Below are 23,264 nucleotides of genomic sequence, written 5' to 3'. Positions count from 1 at the left end.
CGATGGATGGACTGAAACTCCTCGTCGGGCTGGTGGTGCTGGCGTCCGTGACCGCGACGCCGGCCGTCGCCGTGAGCGCAGGTGGAACGCCCGCCGCGCCGGCGACGACCGGTGACACGGCAGGGCCGACTCACACCCAGGCCGACTCGACGGTGGGACAGGCACAGAACGAGATGCCGCCGGAGACGGCCGACGAGTACCTGGCGGCGTTCAACCAGCTGTCGGGCACGCCGGCGTTCGAGCAGTACACGGAGTTCGAGACCATCCGCTCGCTCGCGGTCTCGAAGCTCCAGGTCGTCGAGTTCGACGACGCGACCGAACGCGAGATGGGGACCGTGCTGGCGCTGCTCCGGACGTTCAACGAGAGCTACACGGCCGCCCAGAACGGCTCCGTTGCGGAGAGTTTAGCGGCGGCGAACCGGACCGCCGGGCACGTCCGGACGCTCGAGGAGCAGGGGCGCACCTACGCGCCGCTGGCGGACCTCGCACTCAGCCGGTTCTACGAGAACCAGGGCGACGCGCTGCTGCAGTCGGCCTCCGACGTGACGCGGACCCCCGAGAAGATACAGCTGCTCGGGCAGGCCGCGACCGCGTTCCGCCAGGCCGGCGCGACCCAGAAGTTCTCGCAGGTGAACCTGCGCGTCGAGGAGCTGCGGAGCGAGTACGAGCGCGACGTCGCGGCCATGAACGCCGCCGAGGAGCGTGCGAGCGGCTTCCTCGACAGCTGTTCGTCCTGCGACGGCGTGAGTGCGGTCGCGAGCGGCGAGCTGTTCGGGACGTTCTCGCTCTACCTGGAGTCCGGCGGCACGTTGACGGACGTCCGCGACGCCGAACAGCGGGCGGGCGAGAACGCCCTCTCCGACCGGGAGAGCCGCTTCGCGGACCTCCGGACGGACATCTCGACGGCCCGGACGACCCTGGCGCTGGCGAGCACCGTCCTGCTCGTCGGCTACGGTGCCGTCGTCGCGCTGTTCGCGATGCTGGTGACCCACCGGCTCGTCGTCTGGCGGCGGACCGTCGACGCGGCGAACGTCGGGGAGATCGTCGTGCTCCAGGGGGGTCACGATGCGTAGGACTGCCGGCCTCGCGGTCGGGCTGGTCGTACTCCTGCTCGCCGGGGCAGCTGTCGCGGTGCCGACGACGGCGGGCCACGTGGCTCCCGCGCCCACCGGGGACGACGCCGGCATGGCGTCGACAGCTGCTGCGACGATGGCGCCCCAGACGGCACAGCTCGATCTGCAGCGAGCGTTCCCGGGCGAGAGCGACAGCGACACCGCGTCCATCGAGTTCACCGCGAGCAGCAACGGGAGCGTCACGGCCCCGCAGGAGCGCACCCAGGGCGAGGTGACGTTCGAGTTCGACCGCTGGAGCGGCGACGGGGACGCAGGCTCGACCAACACCTTCACCGTGACCCAGGGCGAGACGTACGAGGTCGAGTACGAGGCGACCGGGACGTCCCAGGGCGAGTCCGGTACCGACGGGACGCGCTCCGTCTACATCTCCCGTGGTCGGGGGATGACCGGCTACCTCGAAGCCGACGTGACGTACGTCGAGCCCCGGTTCGGCAGCACCGACGCGGGGTCACCGCCCGAGGTCCGGTTCGAGGGGGCCGACGAGCAGACGACCAGTGTCACCGTCGAGTTCGAGAACACCGGCGCGGGGGACATGGACCTCGTGCGGGCCGAGGCGTCGGCCGGGACGGACTTCACCGTGTCCACGAGGGGTGCGCCTGACCGCGTCGACGCCGGCGAGACGGAGTCGGTCGTCGTCGACGTCACCGTCGACGAGGCGGCCAGGGAGGGACTCCACGACGTGCAGCTGACGCTCGAGGACAGTCTCGGGAACGTCGAGACGGTCAGGTTCGACGTCGACGTCGTGAAGGCGACCTCGGTGGAGTCCGACGAACCGGTCGTCGACGTCGGGAACGTGCTCGTCGGGACCAGCGAGACGGTCCCGGTGACCATCGCCGAACAGACCGGCTACGCCGCCGTCGACGTGTCGGTCAGCGACCCGAGCGGTGTCAACCGGAACGCCTCCGCGTCCGTCTCCGGACTGGCGGGGAGCCTCGGTGCGGGCGACAGCCGGACCGGCTCCGCGACGGTCTCCATCGACGCGGACGCCGTCCAGCACGCGGAGAAGTCCTGGACCGTGCAGCTGGCGACCGACGACCCGGACGCCGAGCCGGAATCGTTCCGCATCGACGCCCGGGTCATCTACCCCGCGATGTTCGGCGAACCGACCGGGTCGGGGGCGTCGTACACCTTCGACGAACCGCGCGGCGAGTCGACGTTCACGCGGGAGGTCCGGACGACCATCGAGAACACGGGCGACCTGCCGCTGGCCATCGAGGACGTCAGCGTCGATTCGCCGGACTTCGACGACCGGTACGTCAGCGCGGAGCTGACGCGGGCCTCGGACACGATCCCCGGGCAGGACAGCCGGGAGTACGTCCTCGACGTGACCCTCGACAGCGAGGTGCCCGCTGGCGAGCACACGCTGAACCTCCGATTCACGTCCAGCAACGCCTCCGCCGGCACCCAGACGGTCGAGGTGCCGCTCTCCGTCGCCCACGAGACCGAGCTGGGCGTCGACACCGACGCCGTCGAGTTCGGCCAGCTGGAGATCACCCGGACCGACACCCGGACGGTGACGGTGTCCGAGGCGCTCGGCTACAACGCCATCGAGGACCTCGAACTGGAGCGCCTCGACGGCCCGGAGGAGGGCTGGCTCACGGTCCAGCGCGACGTGCCCGAGCAGCTCGCGGCGGGCTCGGAGAGCGAGACCGTCTTCAGCCTCCAGTTCGACACCGACGCCGAGGTGCTGACCCCCTACGAGTGGACCTACCGTGTGAACGGCGACGACGTCGAGCCACGGACCATCACCGTGACCGCAGAGCCCGGCATCATCGAGGGCGAGGCGACCCACGAACGGCTCCAGTCGTACGAGGACGACTCCGAACTCGGCACGTCGGCGGGCTCGATGGACGAGCTGCTGACCCGGCTGGAGGAGAAGATCGAGGAGGGCGACCTCGACTCCGGGCAGGACATCTCGCGCGGGTTCACCGCCGCGCAGACGTTCGTCGAGTTCCTCAACGCGACCGAGCGCGTCCAGGCGGTCCGCGAGTCGGAGGGCAACGAGGCGGCCCAGGAGGAGCTCGTCCGGGCTGCCTCGGCGTACAACACCGTTGCGCTCTACGTCTCGGAGATCGAGGACCCGGAACTCCGCGAGCTCGGCCAGCAGGCGCTCGACGAGGGGAACGCGGTGCTGAACGACGAGATCGCGACCCAGCGGTCGTACTACGAGGACCGGCTCGCGAGCGAGGAGACGTCGCTGCTGGAGGAGGCGATGATCCAGCGCAGCCTCGCGCGCATCGCCGTCCTCGAGGGCGAGGAGGAACGCGCGACACGGCTGCAGGCCGATGCTGACGCCGCGTTCGAGGCCTACTCGGCGAACGTGAGCCGGGGACAGGCCAGCCTGCAGGAGGCCCGCTCGGCCCGCGAGAACCTCAGCGGATCGATGCTCACCTCGGTCGGTGGGACGCCGCTGCTGCTGAACCCGGCGAACCTCGGTCCGTTCGACGGTCGACGCGCGCACATCGCCGCGCAGTACGACGAGGCGATAGGCCACTTCGAGGCGGCCGGCGAGCAGGAGACCGCAGACTCCATCCGGGAGGAACGGAACCAGCGGCTGTCGGCGCTGTCGACCGCCCGGACCGCGATGTTCGTCGTCACCGGCGGCTACGTGCTCGCCTTCGTCGCGCTGCTCGTCCATCTGGCGCGTGGGACGCTGGCGTACGTCTCCGACGCCAACGAGGCGGTCAGCGGCGAGTTCCTGGTGTAGGGCGGCGCGTTCCCGGTGGGTATCGGCACGTCGGGACTCTCCGCTCGGTGGGCTGGCGCGGGGCTGCATCCCGGAACAACGTTTATCGTTAATCGTGAGGGATTTGTACGTACGATGGGCCGGAATCATTCAGACCCAACACGAGGCGACACACGAGGTGCGACCACGGCGGCCGGCCTCACCGATGACCAGCTCTATCGGGCTCTCGCAGCGACCGACCGCCGGCGCGTGCTCTACTCGCTTCTGACGACCGGGCCAGCAAGTCCCGACCAGCTGGCCACGCTCCTCGCCGGCTGGCAGGCCACAGACAGCGGCCGACTGGTGACCGCGGCGGACCGCGACCGCCGTCTCACCGAGCTCGTCCACGTGCACCTGCCGCTGCTCGAGGACGCAGGGCTGGTGGACCGCGACGAGGTCGCGGACACCGTCGAGATCGGCGCGCTCGACCCGGCGGTTGCGAACATCGTCCGCGAGAGCGTCGGCGCCGGGTCGAAGTCGAGAGGGTGACGATGCTGGACACGCTTCTCGAGCGCGTCAAACGGAGCGACAAACGGTTCACCGTCTACGGTCGCGGGGACGAGACCGACATCGAACGGCAGTTCGAGACGCACTCGGTGACGGTCGACTGGGAACAGCTCCCACCGGACGCACCGGACCCGTTCGTGGTCGTCGAGGAGGCCGGCGAGTTCGTCGGCGCGATCCCGCTGGACGAGCTGGAGTGGCTGCTCACCCCGCCGGTCGTCAGGCCCTCCGAGCCCGCGGACGTCGCCCCGGGCTACCGGGTTCTGTTCGAGGTGCTCGACGAGACGGTGTTCACCGCGATGAACCGCCGCCAGCTCCTCGCCGTCAGCAGGGAGATCGAGGACCGCGCCCGGCGCGTCGGGAACGGCCGGCTGCTGGTCAGCTTCCAGCATCTCTCGGCGTTCGCTGACCAGGTCGAGTGGTACTGGACGCTCGGCGAGGCGGGTCTCGACATCCACGTCTACGGCGCACCCGACTGGGAGCCGCCGGCGATCCCCGGCGTGACGTTCCACGGCTACGGCGACGAATCGCTGGAACGGTTCTGGGTCGTCACCTTCGACGGCGGGACGCAACGCTCCCAGGTCTGTGGGCTCGTCGGCCGCGAGTACGACGGCGCGTACGACGGCTTCTGGACCGACGACCCCGACCTCGTCGACCGCATCGAGGCCGAACTCCTCGCCGAAGCTGGCGTCGACTGACACCCCCTCAGTCGGTCTGCTCGAACGCCGTCGAGAGGTGTGTCGGGACCGCAAGCTCCGCCGCGGGTTCCTCGCCCTCCCAGGTAGCCGTCCACTCGTCGAGGTGGGCCCGAACCCACTCCTCGGGGGTGGCCGCGACCGGCCCATCGAGGGCGAGGCGGTCCGTCTCGCCGTCGCAGCTGACCAGGACGTCCACGGCCAGGTCCCGGTCGTTCTCTGCCGGCTTGACGTCGACGTAGTGCTCGACAGCCTCGCCGGGCTGGAGCGACTCGACCGTCTCCTCGACGTAGATCATGTCGTTCAGCCTGTCGCCGGTCGCGGCGAGTTCGAGCCCCTCCAGGGGCTCCTCGGAGACGTTCCGCAGGTTCAGTACGACCTTGCTGTAGGTGTCGGCGACGTGGGTCTCCCGACCGATGCCGGGTTCGAGACGGCTCGCGACGGACGCACCCGTTCCGGAGTCGCGATGGACCGCTGCCAGCGACTGGAACCGGCCGCTCCCGTCGTACTCGACGGTGAGCGGCACCACCTCGTCGTCGGCGGCCAGCTCGGTCTCCTCGCGCGGGACGCTGCCCGACCAGCGGACCGTCTCACCGGGGGCGAGCCCGTCCCCGCGCGGGTCGATGTCCCAGGCGCCCACCCAGGTGACGTCGACGCCCTCGACGGTGCAGAACTCGTCGGTCCTGTTCTCGACGGTGCCGCGGACCCGGACCGTGCGCCCGCTCGCGTCGACGCTCGCACGCACCGCGAGCGGACCGTCGCGTACGTCGACCGCCATCGTGCCGGTCTCGGCGAGCTGGCGCCCCCCGGCGGTCGCGGCGACCGGAGGGAGCTGGCTGTGGCCGCGACCGGCGAGCGCGTGTGCCCGCTGGTACCGGCGCTCTTCGCCGCGGTCGAACGGACCGAGCGGGAACTGCTCGCCGTCGACCGCCAGCGTGAGGTCGTCGATGGGTCCCTCGACGTCGACGGCGAGGTACTCGAGGAACGCCTCGGTGGCCGCCGGCTCGTCGTCCGCCACCGCGCGGCGGAGCGAGACGGTCGGCGAGCCACCGGCCGTGGCGCCACGGCCCCCCTGTCCACGACCCGCCTGCGATCCGCCGACCTGTCCGCCACCGGCCTGCGGTCCGCCCGCCTGTCGGCCGCCGGCTCCGCCACCGCCGCCACGCTGCTGTCGACCAGTTCCACCGGGCTGGCCTCCGCCGCCCGCGGTTCCCGCGAAGCTGTTCCCGAGCGAGAGCTCGGCCGTGTCCTCGATGCCGGCACCGTCGAGCCGTGCGCGGACCACGTTCCCGTCGAGGGAGCCGGCGACGTAGCCGGGGAGGGCCACGGAGAGCGTCCACGTCGCCCCCGGGGCTGCGTCGACGGTCCGCTCGACCGGGCCGGCGTCACCGACGCCGACGAGCACGAGCGTGTCCGCGACGGCCGTCCCGGTCGGGTTCTCCACGGTCACGTCCACGAACAGGAACGCCTCGCCCACGGACGGCTCGACCGTCACCGAGACCGCGCCGTCCGTCGCCGTCGTCGTCGCCGTCGCGACCGTCGCTCCGGTGTCGTCGACGACCGTGCGCTCGAACGCCTCACCGGGCGTGTAGCGCTCGGTCAGCTCGACGCGGCTGGTCTCGCCAGGTGCGACCGCGCCGACGTGGCGGTCGTCCTCGCGGACCCGGAGCTCCTGCAGCACCTCGCCCTCGTTGTGGACGAACAGCGTCGCGTGGACGGTCGCCCCCTCGACGCGGTCGACCGTCAGCTCGGCCGAGACCGACTCGTCCGGTGGGTCCGGCCGGTCGATCTCCACCGATCTGTTCGCCAGTTCGACGCCGTCGACCGAGACGCCTACGCCGGCCGCATCCACGTCGTCGACGCCGGTCACCTCGAACTCGGCCGTCGTGCTGTCGTTCGCGGGGAGGTCGACCGTCGCGCTCCGACGGGCGGTCGTGACGCCGTCGACCGCGATGGTCACCGTCGCACTGCCCGCCGTCTCGGCCTCGTTGGTCAGCTCGACGACGAGCGGGGCTGCCGGGCCGATGCTCTCGACGCCGATGGCCGCGTCCACGTTGTCGACGTCGACGCTCCGGCGGTGGACCGAGAGCGTGTCCTCGCGGTAGATGCAGACGATGTCGCCGCTCCGCGCCGGGTACACCGCCCCCGCCGGCAGCCCCTCGACCGACTCGTAGGTACCGTCCGGTCGGACCGCGAGGAGCCCGTCGGCGGTCCGCACGAGCAGGGTGTCGTCGCCCCGTGGCGTGACCTGCGTCGGCCGGATCTCGGTGCGCCACTCCACGTCACCGGACCCGGGGTCGACACCGACGAGCTGGTCTGACTTCAGCGCCGCCACGACGGTGCCGCCGGTGCCGCCGACCCCCGTGAGCGCGCTTCCGAGGTCCGCGTCGAACACCTGCTCGCCGTCGGCGTCGACCCCGGTGACGAACGACCACGCGCCGAGCAGGAACCGCCCGTCGGCGGCGACGAACGAGACCTCCCCGCCGACATCGGCGTAGGGGCGGTCGACCGTCCAGCGACGCGAGCCGCGCTCCCCGTCCACGCCGACGAGGTTCCGGTCGGTGAGCACGCAGACCACGTCGGTCTCGGGGAGCGCGGCGACGCCTTCGACTCCCGCGTCCGCGAGGTCGAGCGACCAGACCCGCGAACCGCCGTTCTCCGGGGCGAGCGCGAGCAGCGCGTCCGCGGTCAGCACGTAGACGAGGTCGCCCACCGCGACGTCGACCGGCTCGCCGTCCACCCGGAGCGTCGTTCGCTCCGTGCCCCGGACGTACGTCACGTTGCCGTCCGCGACGAGCGCGACGTCGTCGACGCCACCGTCGCTGGCCGCGACCGCCGGCAGCTCGAACGCCGCGATCTCGGCGTAGCCGCTCACGACGGACCCCCTCCGGTGCCGTCGGCGTCCTGTTCCCCGCCCCTCGTGCCGTCGGCCCCGCCGTCCGTGGCCGCGTCGCCGCTCGTTCCATCGTCGGCCCCGCCGTCCGTGGCCGCGTCGCCGCCCGTTCCATCGTCGGCCCCCCTGTCGTCACCCGCAGTACCATCGTCGGTGGACCCCGCACCACCGCCGGGACCGCCTCCGCCCGCGCCGAGCAGGGATTCGAGCGCACTCTGCTGACCGCCGAGGCGCATCCCCAGCCGATCGGCCTGTGCCTCGACGTAGCGCTGCATCTCCGGGTAGCCCTCGAGGTCCTCGGTCTTCTCGCGGACGCTGGCGACGTACTGCCGCACCGTCTTCGGCTCCGATGCCTCGAGCTTCTCCAGCAGGTAGTCGGTGTCGGGCACGATGGGGTCGCCGTCGATGACGCTCTCGACGAGTTCGCGCTGGAACTCGCTGCCGAGGATGCGGTCGGCGACCTCCGCCGGCGTGTAGCCGACCGAGGCCCCGCCGAGGCGCTCGTAGTCGAGCTCGTCGGCCGTGGAGAGGGAGTCGAGCTGCTTGCGCCACACCTCCGCCATCACCGTCTCGTCGGGCTGCGGGATGAACTGCTGGATGGGGAACCGGCGGGTCGCCGCCGGATCGATGGTGAAGGGCATGTTCGTCGCGCCGATGACCAGCAGGTTGTCCTCGACGTCGTTCATCTCCTGCAGGAACGCGTTGGTCAGCGACCGCTCGTGGCGCTGGAGCGAGTCGTCCCCGCGGTCCGGGATCAGCGTCTCCACCTCGTCGAAGAAGAGCACGCAGAAGCCCTCCTGTGCGATGCCGTGGGCCTTCTCGAACACCGCCAAGACGCGCTTCTCCGACTCGCCGGAGTACTTCGAGAGGATGTCGGAGCCCCGCACCTCGAGGAACTTCACCGGGCCGTAGTTGTCCTCGATGTTCGTGTTGTACATCGCCTCGTGGGCGATGGCCTCGGAGACGAGCGTCTTCCCACAGCCCGGCGGGCCGTACAGCAGCATCGAGCTGCCACGGGAGGCAAAGGCCTGCCCGTACCGTCGCTCGACCTCGTTCCGCGTGTCGGCGTCGAACAGCGCGAGCAGCATCCGCGCCGTCTGCTTGACCTCGGGCAGCCCGGCGACGTCCTCCTCGAAGGAGACCGTCGGCTTCTTCGGTTCGAGGTTCACCTCGACGGCCTCGTCCTCGGCGACCTGCTGGCCGCCGCCGGGACCGCCGCCGTGGGTCGGCCCACCGCCGCCTCTGGCCCGTTTCGACTCGGTCGCCTTCAGCTCGCGGAGCTCGCCGGCGCCGATGAACTCGATGTCGGTGTCGTCGGTCACCCGGACCGTCGTGTAGCCGCTGGGTTCGACCTTCGCCGCGGTGAACGTCGCGAGCCCGTCGCCCTGCTTGACGACCTCCTCGAACGGGTGCAGGAGGTAGTTCGTCGACCGCAGGAACGACTCCAGCTTCTCGGGGTCGTTGCCCCCGGCGTGGATCTTCGCCGCGTCGCACTCGACCACGTCGTGGACCGACGCGTTCGGGTCCACCCGGAAGTCCCGCGCGGAGTCGATGCCGCCGAACAGCTCGGCGACGTTCCGGTGCATCCGCACCTTGTTGCCGATGGTCTCGCCCGCGAGCGGCCCGTCGTCGACCGGCTTCACGAGGAAGTGGGCGGACCGGTTCTTGTGGCGTATCTCCACCACGTCGCTCGACTGCCCGAGCTTCGATTCGCCTATCTTTACGTGTGAGGTCGGCTGGTCCTGTCGCAGTATCGGCGTCAGATTAAGCATTGTCTCCTCCGTTCAGTCGCCCGCCCGCCCACTCCGCGAAGGAGAGCGGCCGGTCAGTTCGGCGGTCCGTCCGTCGCCCCACGAACGCCGCGCCCGAGCTGGCCCGGACGAGCACGTCTCGCAGCGACGCGAGCATCCGGGCCAGGCTCTCGCAGGCCGCCCGTGCGCCTGGGGTCTCGGCCGTCCGGCTCCGGCGGGCCAGCGTCTCCGCCCGGTCGAGCAGGTCCGCGGTCACGGCACGCATGACGGCGAGCACGGGGCCCCAGTTCCGCGCCGCAGTGCCCGTCTCGGCCAGCGGGACGACCAGCTCGTCGGCGCGGCGCTCCAGCCGCCCCGCCGCGACGAGTTCGTCCACGGTCACGGCAGCCGGAGCTCCGGGCTCGTCGGTAGCCCACGCATCCGGGTCCGCGTACTGCGCCTCCAGCACGCCCGTCACTGCCTCCCCGAGGCCGTCGTCGGTGCGACCGATCTGGGAGGGGAACGGTGCGGCGACGACGAGCGCGTCACCCAGCTCCGCCAGCGCGCTGGTCGCCTCGTCGGCAGTTCGGGACACCGACGTGCGGTCGTAGGTCTGGACCGAGAGCAGCGTCTCCACGTGTTCGTCGACGCGTCTGAGCGTCCCGAAGAACGATTCCACCCGGAGCACGGTCGACGTGGCCGACACGAGTCGACCCCCTTACACCTCGAAGTTGACCGCGTCCGCGTCCGTCTCGACCTCCTCGTCGGCGGTCTGTTCGGCCGTCTCCGCGACGTCCTGCACGTCGCCGACGGTGTCCTCGACCATCGACGCGAGGTCCGTCGCCGAGGTCTGGTCGATCTTCTCGTCGATGTCGCCGACGCCGCCGAGCTTCGTCGCGAGCGTTCCCATGTTCTCGACGATGTTCGTCGCGTCGTTCGGGAACTCGCGCTTCTGGACGGCGACGACCCGGATCTCCTGCTCCTTCGTCACGAGGGCCTCCTTCGCGGAGTTGAGCATGGAGATCTGGTGGGCCAGCTCGGAGGTGCCCGCCTCGACGGTCTCGAGCAGGTTCTCCTGGTCGACCTCCTTCATCTGCTTGTGGTAGATGAACTGGCGCTTGAGCTGGTTGTAGCGGTTGCGCTCGCTCTCGTCCAGCTGCGACGGGTCGTCCGGCACGCCCGGGCCGTCGCCGAGCGCCTTCAGCTCCTGGGCGGTCTCCTGGATGCGCTCGTCGATGCGGTTCGACCCGGTGTCGATCTCGTCCATCTTGGACTCGAGCTTCTCCTTCGCGCGTTCGACGCGGTCCATCGTCTCGTCGATCTTGTCGACGCAGGCCTCGATGCCGGCCGCCCAGTTCAGCGCGGCCCGGCCCGAGAGCTCGTCGTCGCGCGGGTCCTGGAGCAACACGACGTCGTTGCCGTCGAACCGGAGGATGTCCTGGTCCTCGAAGTACTCGAGCAGCGCGTCGGCCTGCCGTTCGCTGGAGACGACCTTGCCGTGCTCGTCCTCGGCGGCCGCGAGCGTCTCGATGGCCGTCTGCCGGTCGATGCGGCCGTTGCCCTCCTCGAGGTTCATCTCACCGAGGAGGTCGCCCTTGATGATGGCCCGCACCGCGCGCTCCCATTCGCCCTCTACGTCGTCACCGTTGGTCCAGTCCGCCTCCATGCGGACCATCTCGTCGGTCTCGTTCACCGGGTTCGCGATGACGTACTCGACGCCATCGACGGTCGTCGTCTCGAACGTGTACTTTCGTGGCATTGTCTGAACTCTGACTGCTGGTTACGTGTCGACGCCCCCGAACTCCTGCTCCGCGACGACGTCGGCGTACCGGTCCGCGACGGCCTCGCGGACGTACCGGTTGACCGACGGGTCGTTGCTCACCTGCATCTCCTCGACGTGCTCGCTCGCCGCCTCCTCGAACTCCGTCGGCGACGCCGGCAGCACGTCCCGCTCGGACTTCACGTCGGTCAGCACCCGCCGCGCCTCCCCGTCGACGTACGCGTCGAACTCGTCGCGCATCACCACCATCTCCCGGCCCACCTCGAGGTCCAGTCGGTCGGCGAGCGCGCTCTGGGTCGCCTCGACGATCTCGTCCTGCATGCCGTGGGCCTGCGAGAGCACGTCGAACCGGGTCTCGATCTCCGAGCGGACGACCCCTGGGAACTCAGGCGTGGGGACCAGGTACTGCGAGTCCTCGAACTGCTCCTCGACGGCGTCCTCCGTCTCGCTCGCGACGTAGCGGGCGAACTCGTCGAGCGCGCTCTTGACGAGGTACTCGCCGTCGAGGTCGACGATGAACCCCTCCTGCTCGAGGTAGCGGATGACGTCGGTCGTCGCCGCCACGTCGACCACCTTCTCGAGGTCGCTGTGGCTTATCTTCCCCCGCGCGGCCTTGCGCTCGAGCTGGGAGTCCAGCCCGACGTTACCCGCGTGCTCCTTCAGCCGCGGCCCGATGGTGTAGTAGTCGCGCTCGCCCGCCGTGATTCGCGCCACGAGGTCGCGGGACGCCAGCTCGCTTGCGAAGTAGTCCACGTCGTCGATGGCCAGGTCGAACCGCGACCGGAGCGTCTCCGACGTGATGACGATGCGCTGGCTGAACACGCTCGTCAGCTCGTTCGTGACGGCGTCGGAGCTCCCCACGCTGAACGTGTCGACGTAGTAGACGCCGTCGCGGATCTGCTCCAGGTCGGAGAACTCGTCCTCGGTCAGGTCCCGGAGCGCCTTCTTCAGGTCCGACGTGGACAGGCTGCGTGCGTTGAGCGTGCCGGTGTCTGCGCTCTCGTATCGATTCTGTATCTCCCCCCGCTTGTCCGTCACGTACAGAAACCCGTAGTTCGCCATCGCGACGGACCGACAGATGTCTTCGAGGGCGTCGGTATCGACCGGCAGCAGTGACATACACACGTGTATTCATATCCGAGACAAAATACTTCGGGCCGTGCGCCTACGCACGCGGGCCACGACAGGTGCTCAGAACTCCGTTCCCTTCCGTGCCCGCTGGCCGGCCTCGATGGGGTGGCGCTCCTTCCGGACGTTCGTCACGAGGTCGGCCACGTCGTCCAGCCAGTCCGGGCGCTCGTGGCCGCCCGTGAGCACGAGTTCCAGGTCGTCGGGCTTGCCCGCGACGAGCGCAAGCACCTCGTCGACGTCGAGCAGTCCCCGGTTCGCCGCATAGAGCACCTCGTCCAGCACGAGCATGTGGACGCCGTCGGTCGGGTCGCCGTCGAGGGCGAGCGGGGCCGTCAGGTCCGTCTCCCCGCAGCCCGCCAGAACCTCCTCGGTCCGAGCCATCCCACCGGCCGCCTGGGCCGCGTGCTCGTCGTCGTCAGAGCCGTCCATGAACCCGTGCCAGCCGTAGTGTCCCGTGTTCTCGTAGGAGAGCCCCGGCATCGCCTCGATGGCGTTGTACTCGCCGCGGACGTCCTCGACGCTGTCCGCCCCACCCTTCATGAACTGGAGCACGTGGACGCGGTAGCCGTGGCCCGCGGCGCGGAACGCCATCCCGAGCGCCGCGGTGGTCTTGCCCTTCCCGTCGCCCCAGAACGCCTGGACGAGGCCGAACTCCTCGGGCGCCGACGGCTCGATCGGGGTCGCCGCCGGTCCGACCCCACCGTCACATCGCCGCTGATCGCCGTCGCCCCGCTCGCTGTCGGTCATCGTCCGGGAGTTCGACGGGTCGGCACTTCAACGACGTGGTCAGATCCACACCGTCGTCTCGTCGGTCGAGACGTGCCCGTTGTCGTACTCGACCTCCAGCCGAACGGTGTACTCGCCGGTGTCCGGGTACTGGTGGGCGACCGGCCCGACCGTCTCCGTGACCCGGTCCCATTCCTCGCCGTCGCCGCTGAACCGCCAGCGGTACTCGACCGCGTGGTCGGTGAACTCGGAGAACTTCGCCGTGAACATCTCGAACGTCTCCGGTGGCGCACCGCTCCCGGGACTGATGGGTGGGTTCGCGATGCGCGTGACACGTGCCTCGTACTCCTCGGGCGGCACCACGTCGAACTGGACACGGTCCACGTTCGCCTTGAGTGGGTTCTCGCCCCCGTCGGCGTCCGGGTCCCACGCGTACACCATCACGCCGACGTCGCGGGTGCCCTCCTCCTGGAACGTTCCGCGGCGGGGCATCTCGACGGTGCCCTCGGAGAGCGCGCCACTGACGTTCGATCGGCCCGCCTCCTCGGCGATCTCGCCGAGGTCCCTGAACGTCCCCGTCCCCTCGAGGTCCCAGTCGTAACCCAGCCGCACCAGCTCGCCCTCCGCGTACGACCCGGCACTGGCCACCAGCTGGACGGATTCGCCCAGCCGTGCCGGCGTCTCGGAGCTGACCGCGAGATCCGCGTGGACCCGGTCGCTCATCTCCGCGTCCAGTGCCTCCTGGGTCTCGACGACGTAGACCGTGACGAAGTCCATCGCGGTCTTGCCGTCCTCGTCCTGCACCACGTATGCGACCTCCCACGTCCCGGTCACGGTGAACTGGAACGACGGGTTCGACCCCTCAAGCCAGACCGTGTCGCTCGTCGGCTGGTCGCCACCGACGTCGATGCCACCGGGGAAATCGATGCCGCCCGGGTACTCGCTGCTCGCCGCGCGCGGGAACCGCCAGTACTCCGTGACGGTGTCGTCGGCCCCATCGTACTCGAAGCTCCCGTCGAAGGTTACCGTCTCGTCCACCTCCGCGACGAGGCTGGACGGCTCCTCGATGGCCGCGTTCTGGGGGGCCGGACTGACCTCGAGCCGTTCGACGGTCACCTTCTCCACGTTCTCCTCGTCGTCGCGCTGTTCGGTCGCCCGCAGGATGACGTGGTAGGTCCCCACGTCCTCGAAGGCGTGGGTCGTCGTGCTGCCGGTCCCCTCGGCCTCGATGTAGACGTCGGTCGCGTCCGGACTGCCCGAGTCTCCCCAGTCGTCGTCGATCGGCTTTCCGATGGTCCAGTCGTAGCTCACGTCGTCGGTCGTGTGGAGGGCCGTATCGTACGCGTCGAACCGAACCGGTCTGCCCTGCTGGACGGAGTCGACGTCCCAGTTGATGCCCGGCGACGGCCCGAAGCGCGTGTTCTTCGACGGATGGCCGTTCTTCAGTTCCACAGACCCGTACTTCTCGGCGTCGCTCGCCTCTGGGCCCTCGGGAGCCTCAACTCGGACCGCCCAGGTGGTGTCGTTGATAACCCGGTCCATATCGTCGCCTGGGCCGAGGTCGCAGGTGTCCATCGACTGCCGGTTCTTCGACTGTGCCTTGAAGAACGTCGTCTCACCGGGCGTGACATACGCGTCGAAGACGACGCTATGGCCACCGATCGGCCCGTTCTTTGCGCTCGACTGGTCCGGTGGGTACTCGAACTCGAAGCCACGGTAATGTGCCGTTCCAGCCTCCTCCGGACCTTCGAAGATGGTCTGCAGGTTGTTCACGATGGAGACGATCGTGAGTACCTGGTTGAGTCGGCCGATGGCTTCGGACGCGGCCTCGAACGCGACCTCAGAGGTGAGCTCCGCTCCGACGTCCGCGATGATCCCACCCAGCCCCCGGGAGATGTTGAAGGCGCGCCGCTCGGGCTGTGTCGCCGACGTTCCGGACGCGACCTCGCCACGCCACACGTCCTTCACGTTACTGTAGTTCGGGACCGGTGTGTCCTCACCCGGCTTGCTGGCGAGCGCGTTCAGGAACGTACGGACCTGTTCGCGGTCCTCGTCATCTCCGGAATCGAGCACCTCGTAGAGGGCACCGGCGAACTCGTTGCCGTCGATGAGTTGGAAGTGAGAGTACCCATGCCGAGGCGCGATCGCGACGTGGTCCCACCGACCGAACCGGCGTCGCTGGTCCTCGTTCAGGTCGTCGAGGAAGTCTTCACCCGAGCCATCGTTTCGGCGCATCACCTGCCTGATACTCGACCACAGCTTCGGCGCACGGACGTCGATGGTCGTCTCGATGTCGAGGTCGTCTGCGTCCCGCTGCGGCTCGGGGTTGCTCGCGAAGGTCCAGTCACCGTCCGTCTCACCCGGAGTCTCCGGCTCCAGCATCGCAGCGACGGACGTGACGCGGAAACTGTATCGCCAGCAGCCGTCCTGGTTGCGGTCACGTGCCGGGTTCCCGAACTCCTGCCAATCGACGTCGATCAGTTCGAGCTGCGAACTCGACTTCGCCCGAAACGGGAGCGACAGAGTCCCCGGATTCGTCCGGTAGACCGGCTCGAAGTACGTGTTGTGCTGGGTCGACCAGTGCCGGCTGCGGTACCTCGCGTCCGTGTACTCGGCGGTTGCGTCCGCCGTCGCGCGGAGCTTCGCAGCCGCCTCGGCAGCGGTCGGGGTCGGGATACCGGACGCTGTCCCCAGTGCACCGACCGCCGCGAGGAAGCTTCGTCTGTCGAAGCCGCCCGTCATCTGTGGACACCTCCGAGCCCGTCGTCGGCACTCCGAAGCCGCTCGATGGTCATCGTGTCCCAGATACGCTGTCCGGTACAGTCCCACTCCTCGAACTTCACGCGCAACGGGTGAGCCAGTTCGTTCGTGTTCCGTCCGTCGACCGTCCACCTGATTGTGGCCTGTGAGCCACTCGAGAACTCGACCCATCCCCACTCTGGATCCTCCATTCCCCCACCGACGATGCCCCAATAGCTCCACGTAGCATCGATGGTCTCGCCGTCTCCGGTGTCCGCTTCGAACGTCAGATCGACCGAGTATGGGTTCCCATCGTCCGGGAACTCCGCAGCCGCCAGTTCGTTGCCCGGTTCGGGACTGGTGATGCCGAGGTCCGAGCTCCAGGGCCGTCTGACCTCCCAGCGGTACGTCGTCCGGCCGGTGTTTCCGTTCTGGTCTGTTACGCGCAACTCCGTCCGCCAGATCCCGTAACTGTCGCAGTCGATCTCGAACTCGCGACCCGACTGTGTCTCTGGTGAGATGGTCGGACCGCACCAGGTTCCCATAGTGCCGTACGTCTCGTGCTCCGTGTCCCACTCGAAGCGCTGGATGCCACTCGTCGTCCGAATCGGTTCCGTCGCTCGAAGCCGGACCGTATCCCCGAGCCGGTAGACGTCCATGGGCTCGATACCGGGGATTATCGGGACGCTGCAGACGTCTCGTGCCGTGGAACTCAGCCGCTCGTAGCCCGGAATCGGTGGCTGACCTCGGTTCCGACTGAACGAGGTTCCCGTCGACAGCCACGCGGAACTGTACTTCCACTGGTCGCCGACATCCGCTTCGTGCGGGGCCGGCGGAGCGTCGATGTCTACCTTCCACTCGTAGTCCGCCAGCGAGGTGACGTTGTCGACGTACCGGTCACGAGGGTCGCGGTCGACCGGGTGTTCCGTCCCTACCGTCACGAACGTCCGGGAACCGGGTGTCACGTACGCGTCGAAGACGACGTTGTATCCAGCGACCGGTTCTGCCCCGTCCGTCGGCGCACGAACACGGAACCCGGCGTTCGGGGGGAGCCAGTCGATGCTCCTGTCGCCAAGCAGCTTGAGTATCTCCGTGATGACACTGGCGACAGTCAGGGAGGCACCAGCGACCAGCAGGACGGTGCCACCGGAGAGGACCGTCGCGAGACCGGCGACGGCAAGACTGGCCGCACCGAGACCGACACCGGTGACCGCCATCGCGTCCTGATTGTGTTCCCGGACCTGTTGGATGGCCTGTTTCCCGTTTCGTGCGTGTTCACCGCCGTTCATCCCGGCGATGTCGCCGAACCCTGCACGGAGTTCCGGGTCCTGGCACGAGGTGATCAGCTGCTCGCGCATCGCTCGTCCGTCGATGACACTGAACAGTTGCGGGTCGTGCCGAGGGGAGATATCGACGTTCTGGGCCGCATTGCGCGGCTGTTCACCGTCGCCGGGGGAAGGCCCGCGGACGGTCAGTTCGGTGCCGACGTACGACTGGTATCCGTCGTCGTACCGATCGTATCCGACGCTCGGGTGGTCCGGATTGAACTCCAGCCGGGTCCCGTTCCCCGACGGAACCTCGGTGAGGCGGAGCGCGAGTGCGAGCGAGCTGGCGGAGAACGTGTAGCGCCAGCAACCCTGGTACGACCCGTCATCGAAGTCCGGATTCGGATTCCCCCAGTCCTCCCAGCTGACGTTGACGAGCGAGAGCCCGGCGGACGTCTGACCGACCCACTCCGGATTCTCGGCGTTCCCGGGCCGCATATCGCTCCCCACCCGAGTCGTATGCATCGCTTGCCAGCCGTACGACGGTCGATCCGTGACACCACCTGTGGCAGTTCGATCCGCCGTGGTAACCCCTATGAGCGGCATGGTAGCTGCGGTCCCACCGACCCCCTGAAGCAACCGCCGTCGGCTCAGAGACGACGAATAACCATCCATAGAACCAACAACCAGGCAGTAGATGTTAAAATTTTCTAACTATACTCTATAATTGCAGTACTTGAGAGACAGTATTATTGCTGCCGCGACCGATCACTTGCGTTCGACTCGATCCCCGACCTCGACCGTCTCCCCCCACGATTCCTCCGGAATCCGCGTGTTGACCATCACCCGGAAGTGGTGGTCGAACCAGTCCCGGTTCGCCCATGCTGGCAGCGTCGCCGCGCGCTGCTCGATGAACGTCTCCCGGAAGCCGGGCGTCTCCGCGCCGGTGACGGGGTCCCGCGTCGGGACGGCACAGCGCTGGCAGGGCTGGACGCCCTCGAGGTCGACGTCGCCCACGGAGAACCGCTGCACAGACCCGCGGTCGGCGTAGAGCCGGTCCTCCCAGAACGGCTCGCCGGCCTCGACGACGATGTTGGGTCGGAGGCGTCGGAGCATCTCGTCGGTGTCGATACCGTCGTACCAGCCGGCGATCTCGGCGGCGGTCTCGCGGGCGATGACCGTCGGGCCGTCGGCGTCGGTGTCGTCGGGCATCCCGCCGGACGCGTCGCGGACCACGCTCACCGGGTAGTCGAGGAACGCGCTCAGCCAGGCGTTCAGCTCGCCGCGCTCGGCGTCCATGCTGAACGTCGCACAGTCGTCGTCGCCGCGCTCGCGGACCGAGAGCTCGCGCCGTTCGGGGTCGTAGTCGGACGCGAGTCGGTGGAGTGCGGGCTCGCGCTTCCCGTTGACGAACTCGCGGTCCTCGTCGACGATGGCGTACTCGCGGTCGTGCCGGAGCGCGCCGGCGTTGACGTCGACGGCGTCGAGCTCCAGCGGGTCGAGCGACTTGACGGGGTGGACGCGGAGGCTGGCGACGGTGGGCATCGGCGGGAGTTGGCGCGCGCCGCGCTCAAGGGTTGCGGTCGCGACGTGGTGCCGACCCACCGATTTATCCCCGCAGTGGGCGAACCCCGCGCCATGGCGACTGTCACAGTCGACGGGCACGATATCAGGTACGTCGCGGCGGGCGACGGGCCACCCCTGCTCCTGCTGCACGGCGGCATCATCGACGCCGGCCCCGTCTCGTGGGGCGAGGTCGTCGACCCGCTGTCGGAGCGGTTCACGGTGTACGCTCCCGACCTGCTCGGCTACGGCGACAGCGACGTGCCGGACGTGGAGTACACCATCGACCGGCACGTGCAGACGATGGCGGGCTTCTGCAACGAACTCGACGTCGAGGAGCCATCGGTCTGCGGGCTCTCGCTGGGTGGGGCGGTGGCGCTCGGCCTCGCGCTCGATACGGACGTTGACGTGCACCGACTCGTCCCGACGAGCTGTTTCGGACTGGGTACCGAACTGCCTCGCGGGACGCTCTCGTGGGCGCTCTCGCGGCTCCCGTTCCTCAATCGCATCGCCGTGGCCCTGTTCCGGCGGAGCCGCGGGTTCACGAAGGCGAGTCTCGGTGGCATCGTCCACGACACCGACGTCCTCTCCGAGGAGTGCGTCGACGCGGTCTGGAAGTACGCCCGGAAGCCGAACGCCTGCGTCGCGTTCCGGAACTTCCGGAAGCACGAGATGACCCGGCACGGGTACGTGACGAACTTCACGCCGAGACTCGACGAACTCGACGTTCCGACGCTGTTCGTCCACGGGAGACACGACGAGATCGTCCCCGTCGAACTCGCCGAGCAGGCGGCGGCACTTGCTCCGAACGCCCGACTGGAGGTGCTGGAGCACTGCGCGCACTGGCCGCCGCGTGAGGACCCCGACCGGATGGTCGAGCTGCTGACCGACTTCTGCACCACGAGCTGACAGCTACCCAATCCAGGTGGCTGTTAGTGCAAAGCTACTTGTAATCGACAGCCCAAGCTCCGACGATGGCTCCCGACGACGCCGACCCTGAAGAGGAGCTGAGCGTCCTCCAGAGCAAGCGCAACGCGACGCGCTACCAGATCCTCTCGGAGATCGCAGAGCGCCAGCCCGCGGTCAGCCAGCAGGAGATCGCGGACGAGATCGGCGTCACCGCACAGGCAGTGAGCGACTACCTCCAGGACCTCGTCGAGCGCGACTACGTCCGCAAGCTCGGACGCGGCCGCTACGAGGTGACGAAGGAGGGCGTCGACTGGCTCATCTCCCGCACCGAGGACCTCCGCGAGTACGTCACCCACGTCTCCGAGGAGGTCATCGGACAGGTCGACGCCGAGACCGCCGTCGCTGACGACCGTATCGAGGAGGGACAGACGGTGACGATGTCGATGCGGGACGGCGTCATGCGGGCGTCGACCGGCGGCGACGGCAGCGCGACGGCCGTCGCGGTCACGAGCGCAGACCCGGGGCAGGACGTCGGGGTGACCGACTTCGAGGGCGTCCTGGACTACGAGCTCGGGACGGTCACCGTCGTCTCGGTCCCGCGCGTCGCCAAGGGCGGGTCCGCGACCGTCGACCCGTCCGCACTGGCCGACCACGTCGGTACCCACGACCTGCTCGCGGTCTCCGGTACGGAGTCCCTCGTCGCCTGTTCCGAGGCCGACCTCGAGCCGGACATCCGCTTCGGGACGGCCGAGGCGGTCACCGAGGCGGCCACCAAGGGGCTCACCGTCCTGCTGGTGGTCGTCACTGACGAGCTCTCGCGACACACCGACCGACTCCGCGACGGCAACATCGGCTACGAGGTCGTCGACGCGGCCGACCTCTGAGGACGACGACCACCCAGTCGATTACTGCGGCGTATTCGACAGACGTCGCCGACACACCACCACTCATATCGGAATCTTTAAGTGAAGTTCCATTCTACGATTTGACACCTCAATCCCGACTCTCGACCGGGAACGGGGTACCCACAGACGATGACCCGCTCGATGCTCACCATCTCGGCGTTCGCCACCGCGGTCACTGGCGAGGCCGCCACCGTCGGCGTGGAGGGTTCCTCCGCTGCCGGCTGCCAGCGCGGCGCTGGGGATGGTGAACCGGGCGTGGTCGGGAATCCGAAGGGGTATCCCGCCGTTCGGTTCGTCTCTGCCGGCGCCGCGTGACGGTGTTGACGCGGCCCGGCGGTGTTTCTGCCGATTCCTACGGCTCCTAGGCACCGCCGCTCGCGCCGGCAGTCGGGTTCTCAGAACCGAACTGGTTCCATCCTGACTGACCGGCGGGGTCGCCGCACTTCACCTCGACCGCAGCGCCGCCACACGATCCGAGCGCAGACTGTAGCGTCCGCTCGCACCCACGGTGTGGCCGACGCTACCGTTGCACACGACTGCCCGTGCGGTACACGACACGGGCCCCACCCTCGCGGACGGCGACCACCGACCTCGCGTCGGCCACCGCGTTCGACTCGCGGCGAGGGCGTATGGCACAGGCCAGTCTCGGTCGCGAGACCGAAGCGACAGTCCACCTGCGCGTCCGCGTCCCCGACGGCGCACCCGGCGACCTGCTCGCCGGTGCCGCGACCGTCGTCGCACGCATCGACGCGCTCGACGACGTCGACGTCGAGGAGATCACGGGCATCACGCCCAACCTCAACGCCATCGTCGTCGACGTCCGTGCGACCGTCACGCTTCGCTCGCAGGCCACCGACGACAGCACCGTTCGGGCCGACCTCGAGGACGGCACCGGTATCGAAGCCGTCCACGAGGTCGCGCTCGCGACCAGGACCGCGGCCACGGCGTAACGCCGCCGCCCGGTCCCCCCATCCCGACCGCGTCCCGCGGTCGATCCCAGCGACCGGTCCGTCACGACCGGTCGCGACCGCACCGTCGTCACCGTCACGCCAGCGACCCACGAAGCCGACCCCGCTGACGACGGCCCTCCCGACGGACCCGGCGACGGTCCTGCACAGCCACACCGCCGTGGTCGTGCCAGTCATCCCACCGTAGCCGCTCTCTGCGGGCGGTTCCGCCGCCCCGCGTTCAATTCACCGGTAGCGTCAAGTCCGGCCCGCGTGAGGAGGAGGTAGGACGAATCAGGGGTCGGCCGGGAACCAACTACCCCATGATTTATTATTTATCCGTTCGAACGGGTGTCCATGGCAGACGAAGATGACCTTCGCGAGCAGATGATCGACGCCTTCGGTGGCGCTGACTACCCCATCTCCAGCCCGATGGACCTCGTTCCCGCGCTCCCGAACGGCCCGGGCACGCGCTTCGAGTCCGGCGACTTCTCCATGACCGCGATGGAGCTCCAGACCAAGCTCCCAGGCGGCGACTTCCCGTACGACGACGTGGAGTCGTTCGTCGACGACATCATGGAGAACCTCAAGGACGCCGGTCACCTCGACTGATCGGCTCGCGATTCAGTTCTTTCGACGCAGCAGTTCCGGAGAGCTGCCGCTCTCCAGGTCAGTGACGAGGAATAGGGTGTCGAGGACGGTCAGGAATCGTCGGAGACGTAGCTGACGTCCCGGCTCTCCCTGCCGAGCACGGAGTCGAGGTGGTACGTCACGTCGTGCTGGCCGTCGCCGAGCTCGTCGTCCTGCAGCCGGGTCGTGTCGTAGTCGCCGGTGTGCTCCCACGTCTCCGATCCCCCTGCGGGGACGACGAACGACGGGGCCGCGACGGGTGTGTACGCGATGCGCGGGCCGACCCGGTTCAGGCCGGCGACGAAGCGTGCGTCGACGGCACCTTCGTTCTGAACCGTGATGGTGACCATCGGATGCTCACCGTTCGGTACCGTCTCCGGCACCGAGAACTCCATCGACATCGGCGGGTACTCGGCGGCCAGTCTGGTCCGCAGCGACTCGCCCGGCCGCCACTCGCCGTCGGGCCAGGTGACCCGGGCGTCCTCGGCGGCGGCTGCCTCGGGGAGCTCGAACAGCAGCCAGCCGGTCGCGTTCTCGCCGCCGTAGCTGCCGTCCTCGCTGTACTGCCGCCAGAGCCGACGTTCGTCCGGTTTCACGGGCGAGTGGGACGTCCCGTCGAGTTCGAACGCGAAGTCGCTGCGGCTCGGCGGGTCGTCGGCCTCGCTCGCATCGACGGAGAGGAACAGGTACGCGCCGGCCTCGCTGGCGGTGTGGATGGAGTCGGTCGCGAGCTGGATGATGGCGGGCTGGTAGCTTTCGAGCGACACCGTGACCGCCGACCGGGGCGGCTCGGTCGTCGGCGCGTCGGTCGGCGTGTCGGTGCTGTTCGTCGTGTCGTTCGCCGGTTCGTCGTCGTCGGACGACTCCGACAGGCAGCCGGCGAGGCCGGCGAGGACGACACCGGACGTGGAGAGGAGGGCTCTGCGTCGCATGCGAGGCAGAGTCTCGACTCCCCCGACAAGTGCTTTCTGCAGAAACCGCCCGTCCAA

19 protein-coding genes are annotated in these 23,264 nt (G+C 69.0%); 9 read left to right on the top strand and 10 right to left on the bottom strand.

All coding sequences use genetic code 11. From position 1 onward, the window contains the following. Positions 1–2 precede the first annotated feature (2 nt). From ACSG06_RS07570 to ACSG06_RS07555, 4 genes are all read left to right on the top strand, one after another. Positions 3–1,073, top strand: coding sequence for a hypothetical protein (locus tag ACSG06_RS07570; RefSeq protein WP_440989655.1), 1,071 nt, complete (start codon positions 3–5; stop codon positions 1,071–1,073). Further along, positions 1,066–3,840: a COG1361 family protein gene (locus tag ACSG06_RS07565; protein WP_440989654.1), complete on the top strand. Its 2,775-nt coding sequence runs from the start codon at positions 1,066–1,068 to the stop codon at positions 3,838–3,840. The genes ACSG06_RS07570 and ACSG06_RS07565 overlap by 8 nt, the downstream gene beginning before the upstream one ends. Before the next feature lie 114 nt (positions 3,841–3,954). Beyond that, a complete protein-coding gene (locus ACSG06_RS07560) occupies positions 3,955–4,347 on the top strand; it encodes a DUF7344 domain-containing protein (protein WP_440989653.1) in 393 nt (130 codons plus the stop codon). A 2-nt stretch (positions 4,348–4,349) separates the two neighbouring features. Further along, complete coding sequence (locus ACSG06_RS07555) at positions 4,350–5,060, top strand: DICT sensory domain-containing protein (RefSeq protein ID WP_440989652.1); 711 nt, start codon at positions 4,350–4,352, stop codon at positions 5,058–5,060. 7 nt (positions 5,061–5,067) lie between these two features. Here ACSG06_RS07555 and ACSG06_RS07550 read toward each other — a convergent pair whose 3' ends face one another. From ACSG06_RS07550 to ACSG06_RS07510, 9 genes are all read right to left on the bottom strand, one after another. Further along, the gene (locus ACSG06_RS07550; RefSeq protein WP_440989651.1) at positions 5,068–7,932 is read right to left on the bottom strand and encodes an outer membrane protein assembly factor BamB family protein; all 2,865 of its coding nucleotides are present in this window, start codon (positions 7,930–7,932) and stop codon (positions 5,068–5,070) included. Continuing rightward, a complete protein-coding gene (locus tag ACSG06_RS07545) occupies positions 7,929–9,632 on the bottom strand; it encodes an ATP-binding protein (RefSeq protein WP_440989650.1) in 1,704 nt (567 codons plus the stop codon). The genes ACSG06_RS07550 and ACSG06_RS07545 overlap by 4 nt, the downstream gene beginning before the upstream one ends. Positions 9,633–9,714: 82 nt before the next feature. Next, on the bottom strand, positions 9,715–10,386 hold the full coding sequence (locus ACSG06_RS07540) for a hypothetical protein (RefSeq protein ID WP_440989649.1): 672 nt from the start codon (positions 10,384–10,386) through the stop codon (positions 9,715–9,717). 12 nt (positions 10,387–10,398) lie between these two features. After that, positions 10,399–11,439, bottom strand: a complete 1,041-nt coding sequence (locus ACSG06_RS07535) for a hypothetical protein (RefSeq protein WP_440989648.1) — start codon at positions 11,437–11,439, stop codon at positions 10,399–10,401. A gap of 21 nt (positions 11,440–11,460) precedes the next feature. Further along, positions 11,461–12,579 carry a hypothetical protein gene (locus tag ACSG06_RS07530; protein ID WP_440989647.1) on the bottom strand — a complete coding sequence of 373 codons (1,119 nt, stop codon included), beginning with the start codon at positions 12,577–12,579 and terminating at the stop codon, positions 11,461–11,463. 72 nt (positions 12,580–12,651) lie between these two features. Then, positions 12,652–13,338: a cob(I)yrinic acid a,c-diamide adenosyltransferase gene (locus ACSG06_RS07525; protein WP_440989646.1), complete on the bottom strand. Its 687-nt coding sequence runs from the start codon at positions 13,336–13,338 to the stop codon at positions 12,652–12,654. A 39-nt stretch (positions 13,339–13,377) separates the two neighbouring features. Next, the gene (locus ACSG06_RS07520; protein ID WP_440989645.1) at positions 13,378–16,059 is read right to left on the bottom strand and encodes a PKD domain-containing protein; all 2,682 of its coding nucleotides are present in this window, start codon (positions 16,057–16,059) and stop codon (positions 13,378–13,380) included. Further along, positions 16,056–17,819, bottom strand: a complete 1,764-nt coding sequence (locus ACSG06_RS07515) for a hypothetical protein (protein ID WP_440989644.1) — start codon at positions 17,817–17,819, stop codon at positions 16,056–16,058. The genes ACSG06_RS07520 and ACSG06_RS07515 overlap by 4 nt, the downstream gene beginning before the upstream one ends. Before the next feature lie 270 nt (positions 17,820–18,089). Next, on the bottom strand, positions 18,090–18,866 hold the full coding sequence (locus tag ACSG06_RS07510) for an MOSC domain-containing protein (RefSeq protein ID WP_440989643.1): 777 nt from the start codon (positions 18,864–18,866) through the stop codon (positions 18,090–18,092). Between the two features lie 93 nt (positions 18,867–18,959). Here ACSG06_RS07510 and ACSG06_RS07505 point away from each other — a divergent pair, with 93 nt between their 5' ends. The 5 genes from ACSG06_RS07505 (at position 18,960) to ACSG06_RS07485 (ending at position 22,257) form a co-directional block, all read left to right on the top strand. Then, on the top strand, positions 18,960–19,793 hold the full coding sequence (locus tag ACSG06_RS07505; RefSeq protein WP_440989642.1) for an alpha/beta fold hydrolase: 834 nt from the start codon (positions 18,960–18,962) through the stop codon (positions 19,791–19,793). 65 nt (positions 19,794–19,858) lie between these two features. After that, positions 19,859–20,677, top strand: a complete 819-nt coding sequence (locus tag ACSG06_RS07500; RefSeq protein ID WP_440989641.1) for a DUF7839 domain-containing protein — start codon at positions 19,859–19,861, stop codon at positions 20,675–20,677. A gap of 150 nt (positions 20,678–20,827) precedes the next feature. Beyond that, positions 20,828–21,013 (top strand): hypothetical protein, encoded by a 186-nt coding sequence (locus tag ACSG06_RS07495; RefSeq protein WP_440989640.1) that lies wholly within the window; start codon positions 20,828–20,830, stop codon positions 21,011–21,013. Between the two features lie 314 nt (positions 21,014–21,327). After that, on the top strand, positions 21,328–21,648 hold the full coding sequence (locus ACSG06_RS07490) for a hypothetical protein (RefSeq protein ID WP_440989639.1): 321 nt from the start codon (positions 21,328–21,330) through the stop codon (positions 21,646–21,648). 354 nt (positions 21,649–22,002) lie between these two features. Beyond that, positions 22,003–22,257, top strand: a complete 255-nt coding sequence (locus tag ACSG06_RS07485) for an MTH865 family protein (protein ID WP_256301362.1) — start codon at positions 22,003–22,005, stop codon at positions 22,255–22,257. A gap of 89 nt (positions 22,258–22,346) precedes the next feature. On the opposite strand, the gene ACSG06_RS07480 is transcribed toward ACSG06_RS07485, so the two are convergent. Then, positions 22,347–23,207 carry a hypothetical protein gene (locus ACSG06_RS07480; protein WP_440989638.1) on the bottom strand — a complete coding sequence of 287 codons (861 nt, stop codon included), beginning with the start codon at positions 23,205–23,207 and terminating at the stop codon, positions 22,347–22,349. Positions 23,208–23,264 lie beyond the last annotated feature (57 nt).

The organism is Haloarchaeobius baliensis (assembly GCF_052060055.1).
Taxonomy (GTDB): Archaea; Halobacteriota; Halobacteria; order Halobacteriales; family Natrialbaceae; genus Haloarchaeobius; species Haloarchaeobius baliensis.
This window is presented reverse-complemented; position numbering and strand designations above follow the sequence as displayed.

Coding starts and splice junctions, on each gene's coding strand:
- ACSG06_RS07560 (WP_440989653.1), top strand. CDS start 3,955: ATGGGCCGGAATCATTCAGACCCAACACGAGGCGACACACGAGGTGCG.
- ACSG06_RS07565 (WP_440989654.1), top strand. CDS start 1,066: ATGCGTAGGACTGCCGGCCTCGCGGTCGGGCTGGTCGTACTCCTGCTC.
- ACSG06_RS07485 (WP_256301362.1), top strand. CDS start 22,003: ATGGCAGACGAAGATGACCTTCGCGAGCAGATGATCGACGCCTTCGGT.
- ACSG06_RS07555 (WP_440989652.1), top strand. CDS start 4,350: ATGCTGGACACGCTTCTCGAGCGCGTCAAACGGAGCGACAAACGGTTC.
- ACSG06_RS07530 (WP_440989647.1), bottom strand. CDS start 12,579: ATGTCACTGCTGCCGGTCGATACCGACGCCCTCGAAGACATCTGTCGG.
- ACSG06_RS07520 (WP_440989645.1), bottom strand. CDS start 16,059: ATGACGGGCGGCTTCGACAGACGAAGCTTCCTCGCGGCGGTCGGTGCA.
- ACSG06_RS07500 (WP_440989641.1), top strand. CDS start 19,859: ATGGCTCCCGACGACGCCGACCCTGAAGAGGAGCTGAGCGTCCTCCAG.
- ACSG06_RS07510 (WP_440989643.1), bottom strand. CDS start 18,866: ATGCCCACCGTCGCCAGCCTCCGCGTCCACCCCGTCAAGTCGCTCGAC.
- ACSG06_RS07505 (WP_440989642.1), top strand. CDS start 18,960: ATGGCGACTGTCACAGTCGACGGGCACGATATCAGGTACGTCGCGGCG.
- ACSG06_RS07490 (WP_440989639.1), top strand. CDS start 21,328: ATGGCACAGGCCAGTCTCGGTCGCGAGACCGAAGCGACAGTCCACCTG.
- ACSG06_RS07570 (WP_440989655.1), top strand. CDS start 3: ATGGATGGACTGAAACTCCTCGTCGGGCTGGTGGTGCTGGCGTCCGTG.
- ACSG06_RS07495 (WP_440989640.1), top strand. CDS start 20,828: ATGACCCGCTCGATGCTCACCATCTCGGCGTTCGCCACCGCGGTCACT.
- ACSG06_RS07535 (WP_440989648.1), bottom strand. CDS start 11,439: ATGCCACGAAAGTACACGTTCGAGACGACGACCGTCGATGGCGTCGAG.
- ACSG06_RS07480 (WP_440989638.1), bottom strand. CDS start 23,207: ATGCGACGCAGAGCCCTCCTCTCCACGTCCGGTGTCGTCCTCGCCGGC.
- ACSG06_RS07515 (WP_440989644.1), bottom strand. CDS start 17,819: ATGCGGCCCGGGAACGCCGAGAATCCGGAGTGGGTCGGTCAGACGTCC.
- ACSG06_RS07525 (WP_440989646.1), bottom strand. CDS start 13,338: ATGACCGACAGCGAGCGGGGCGACGGCGATCAGCGGCGATGTGACGGT.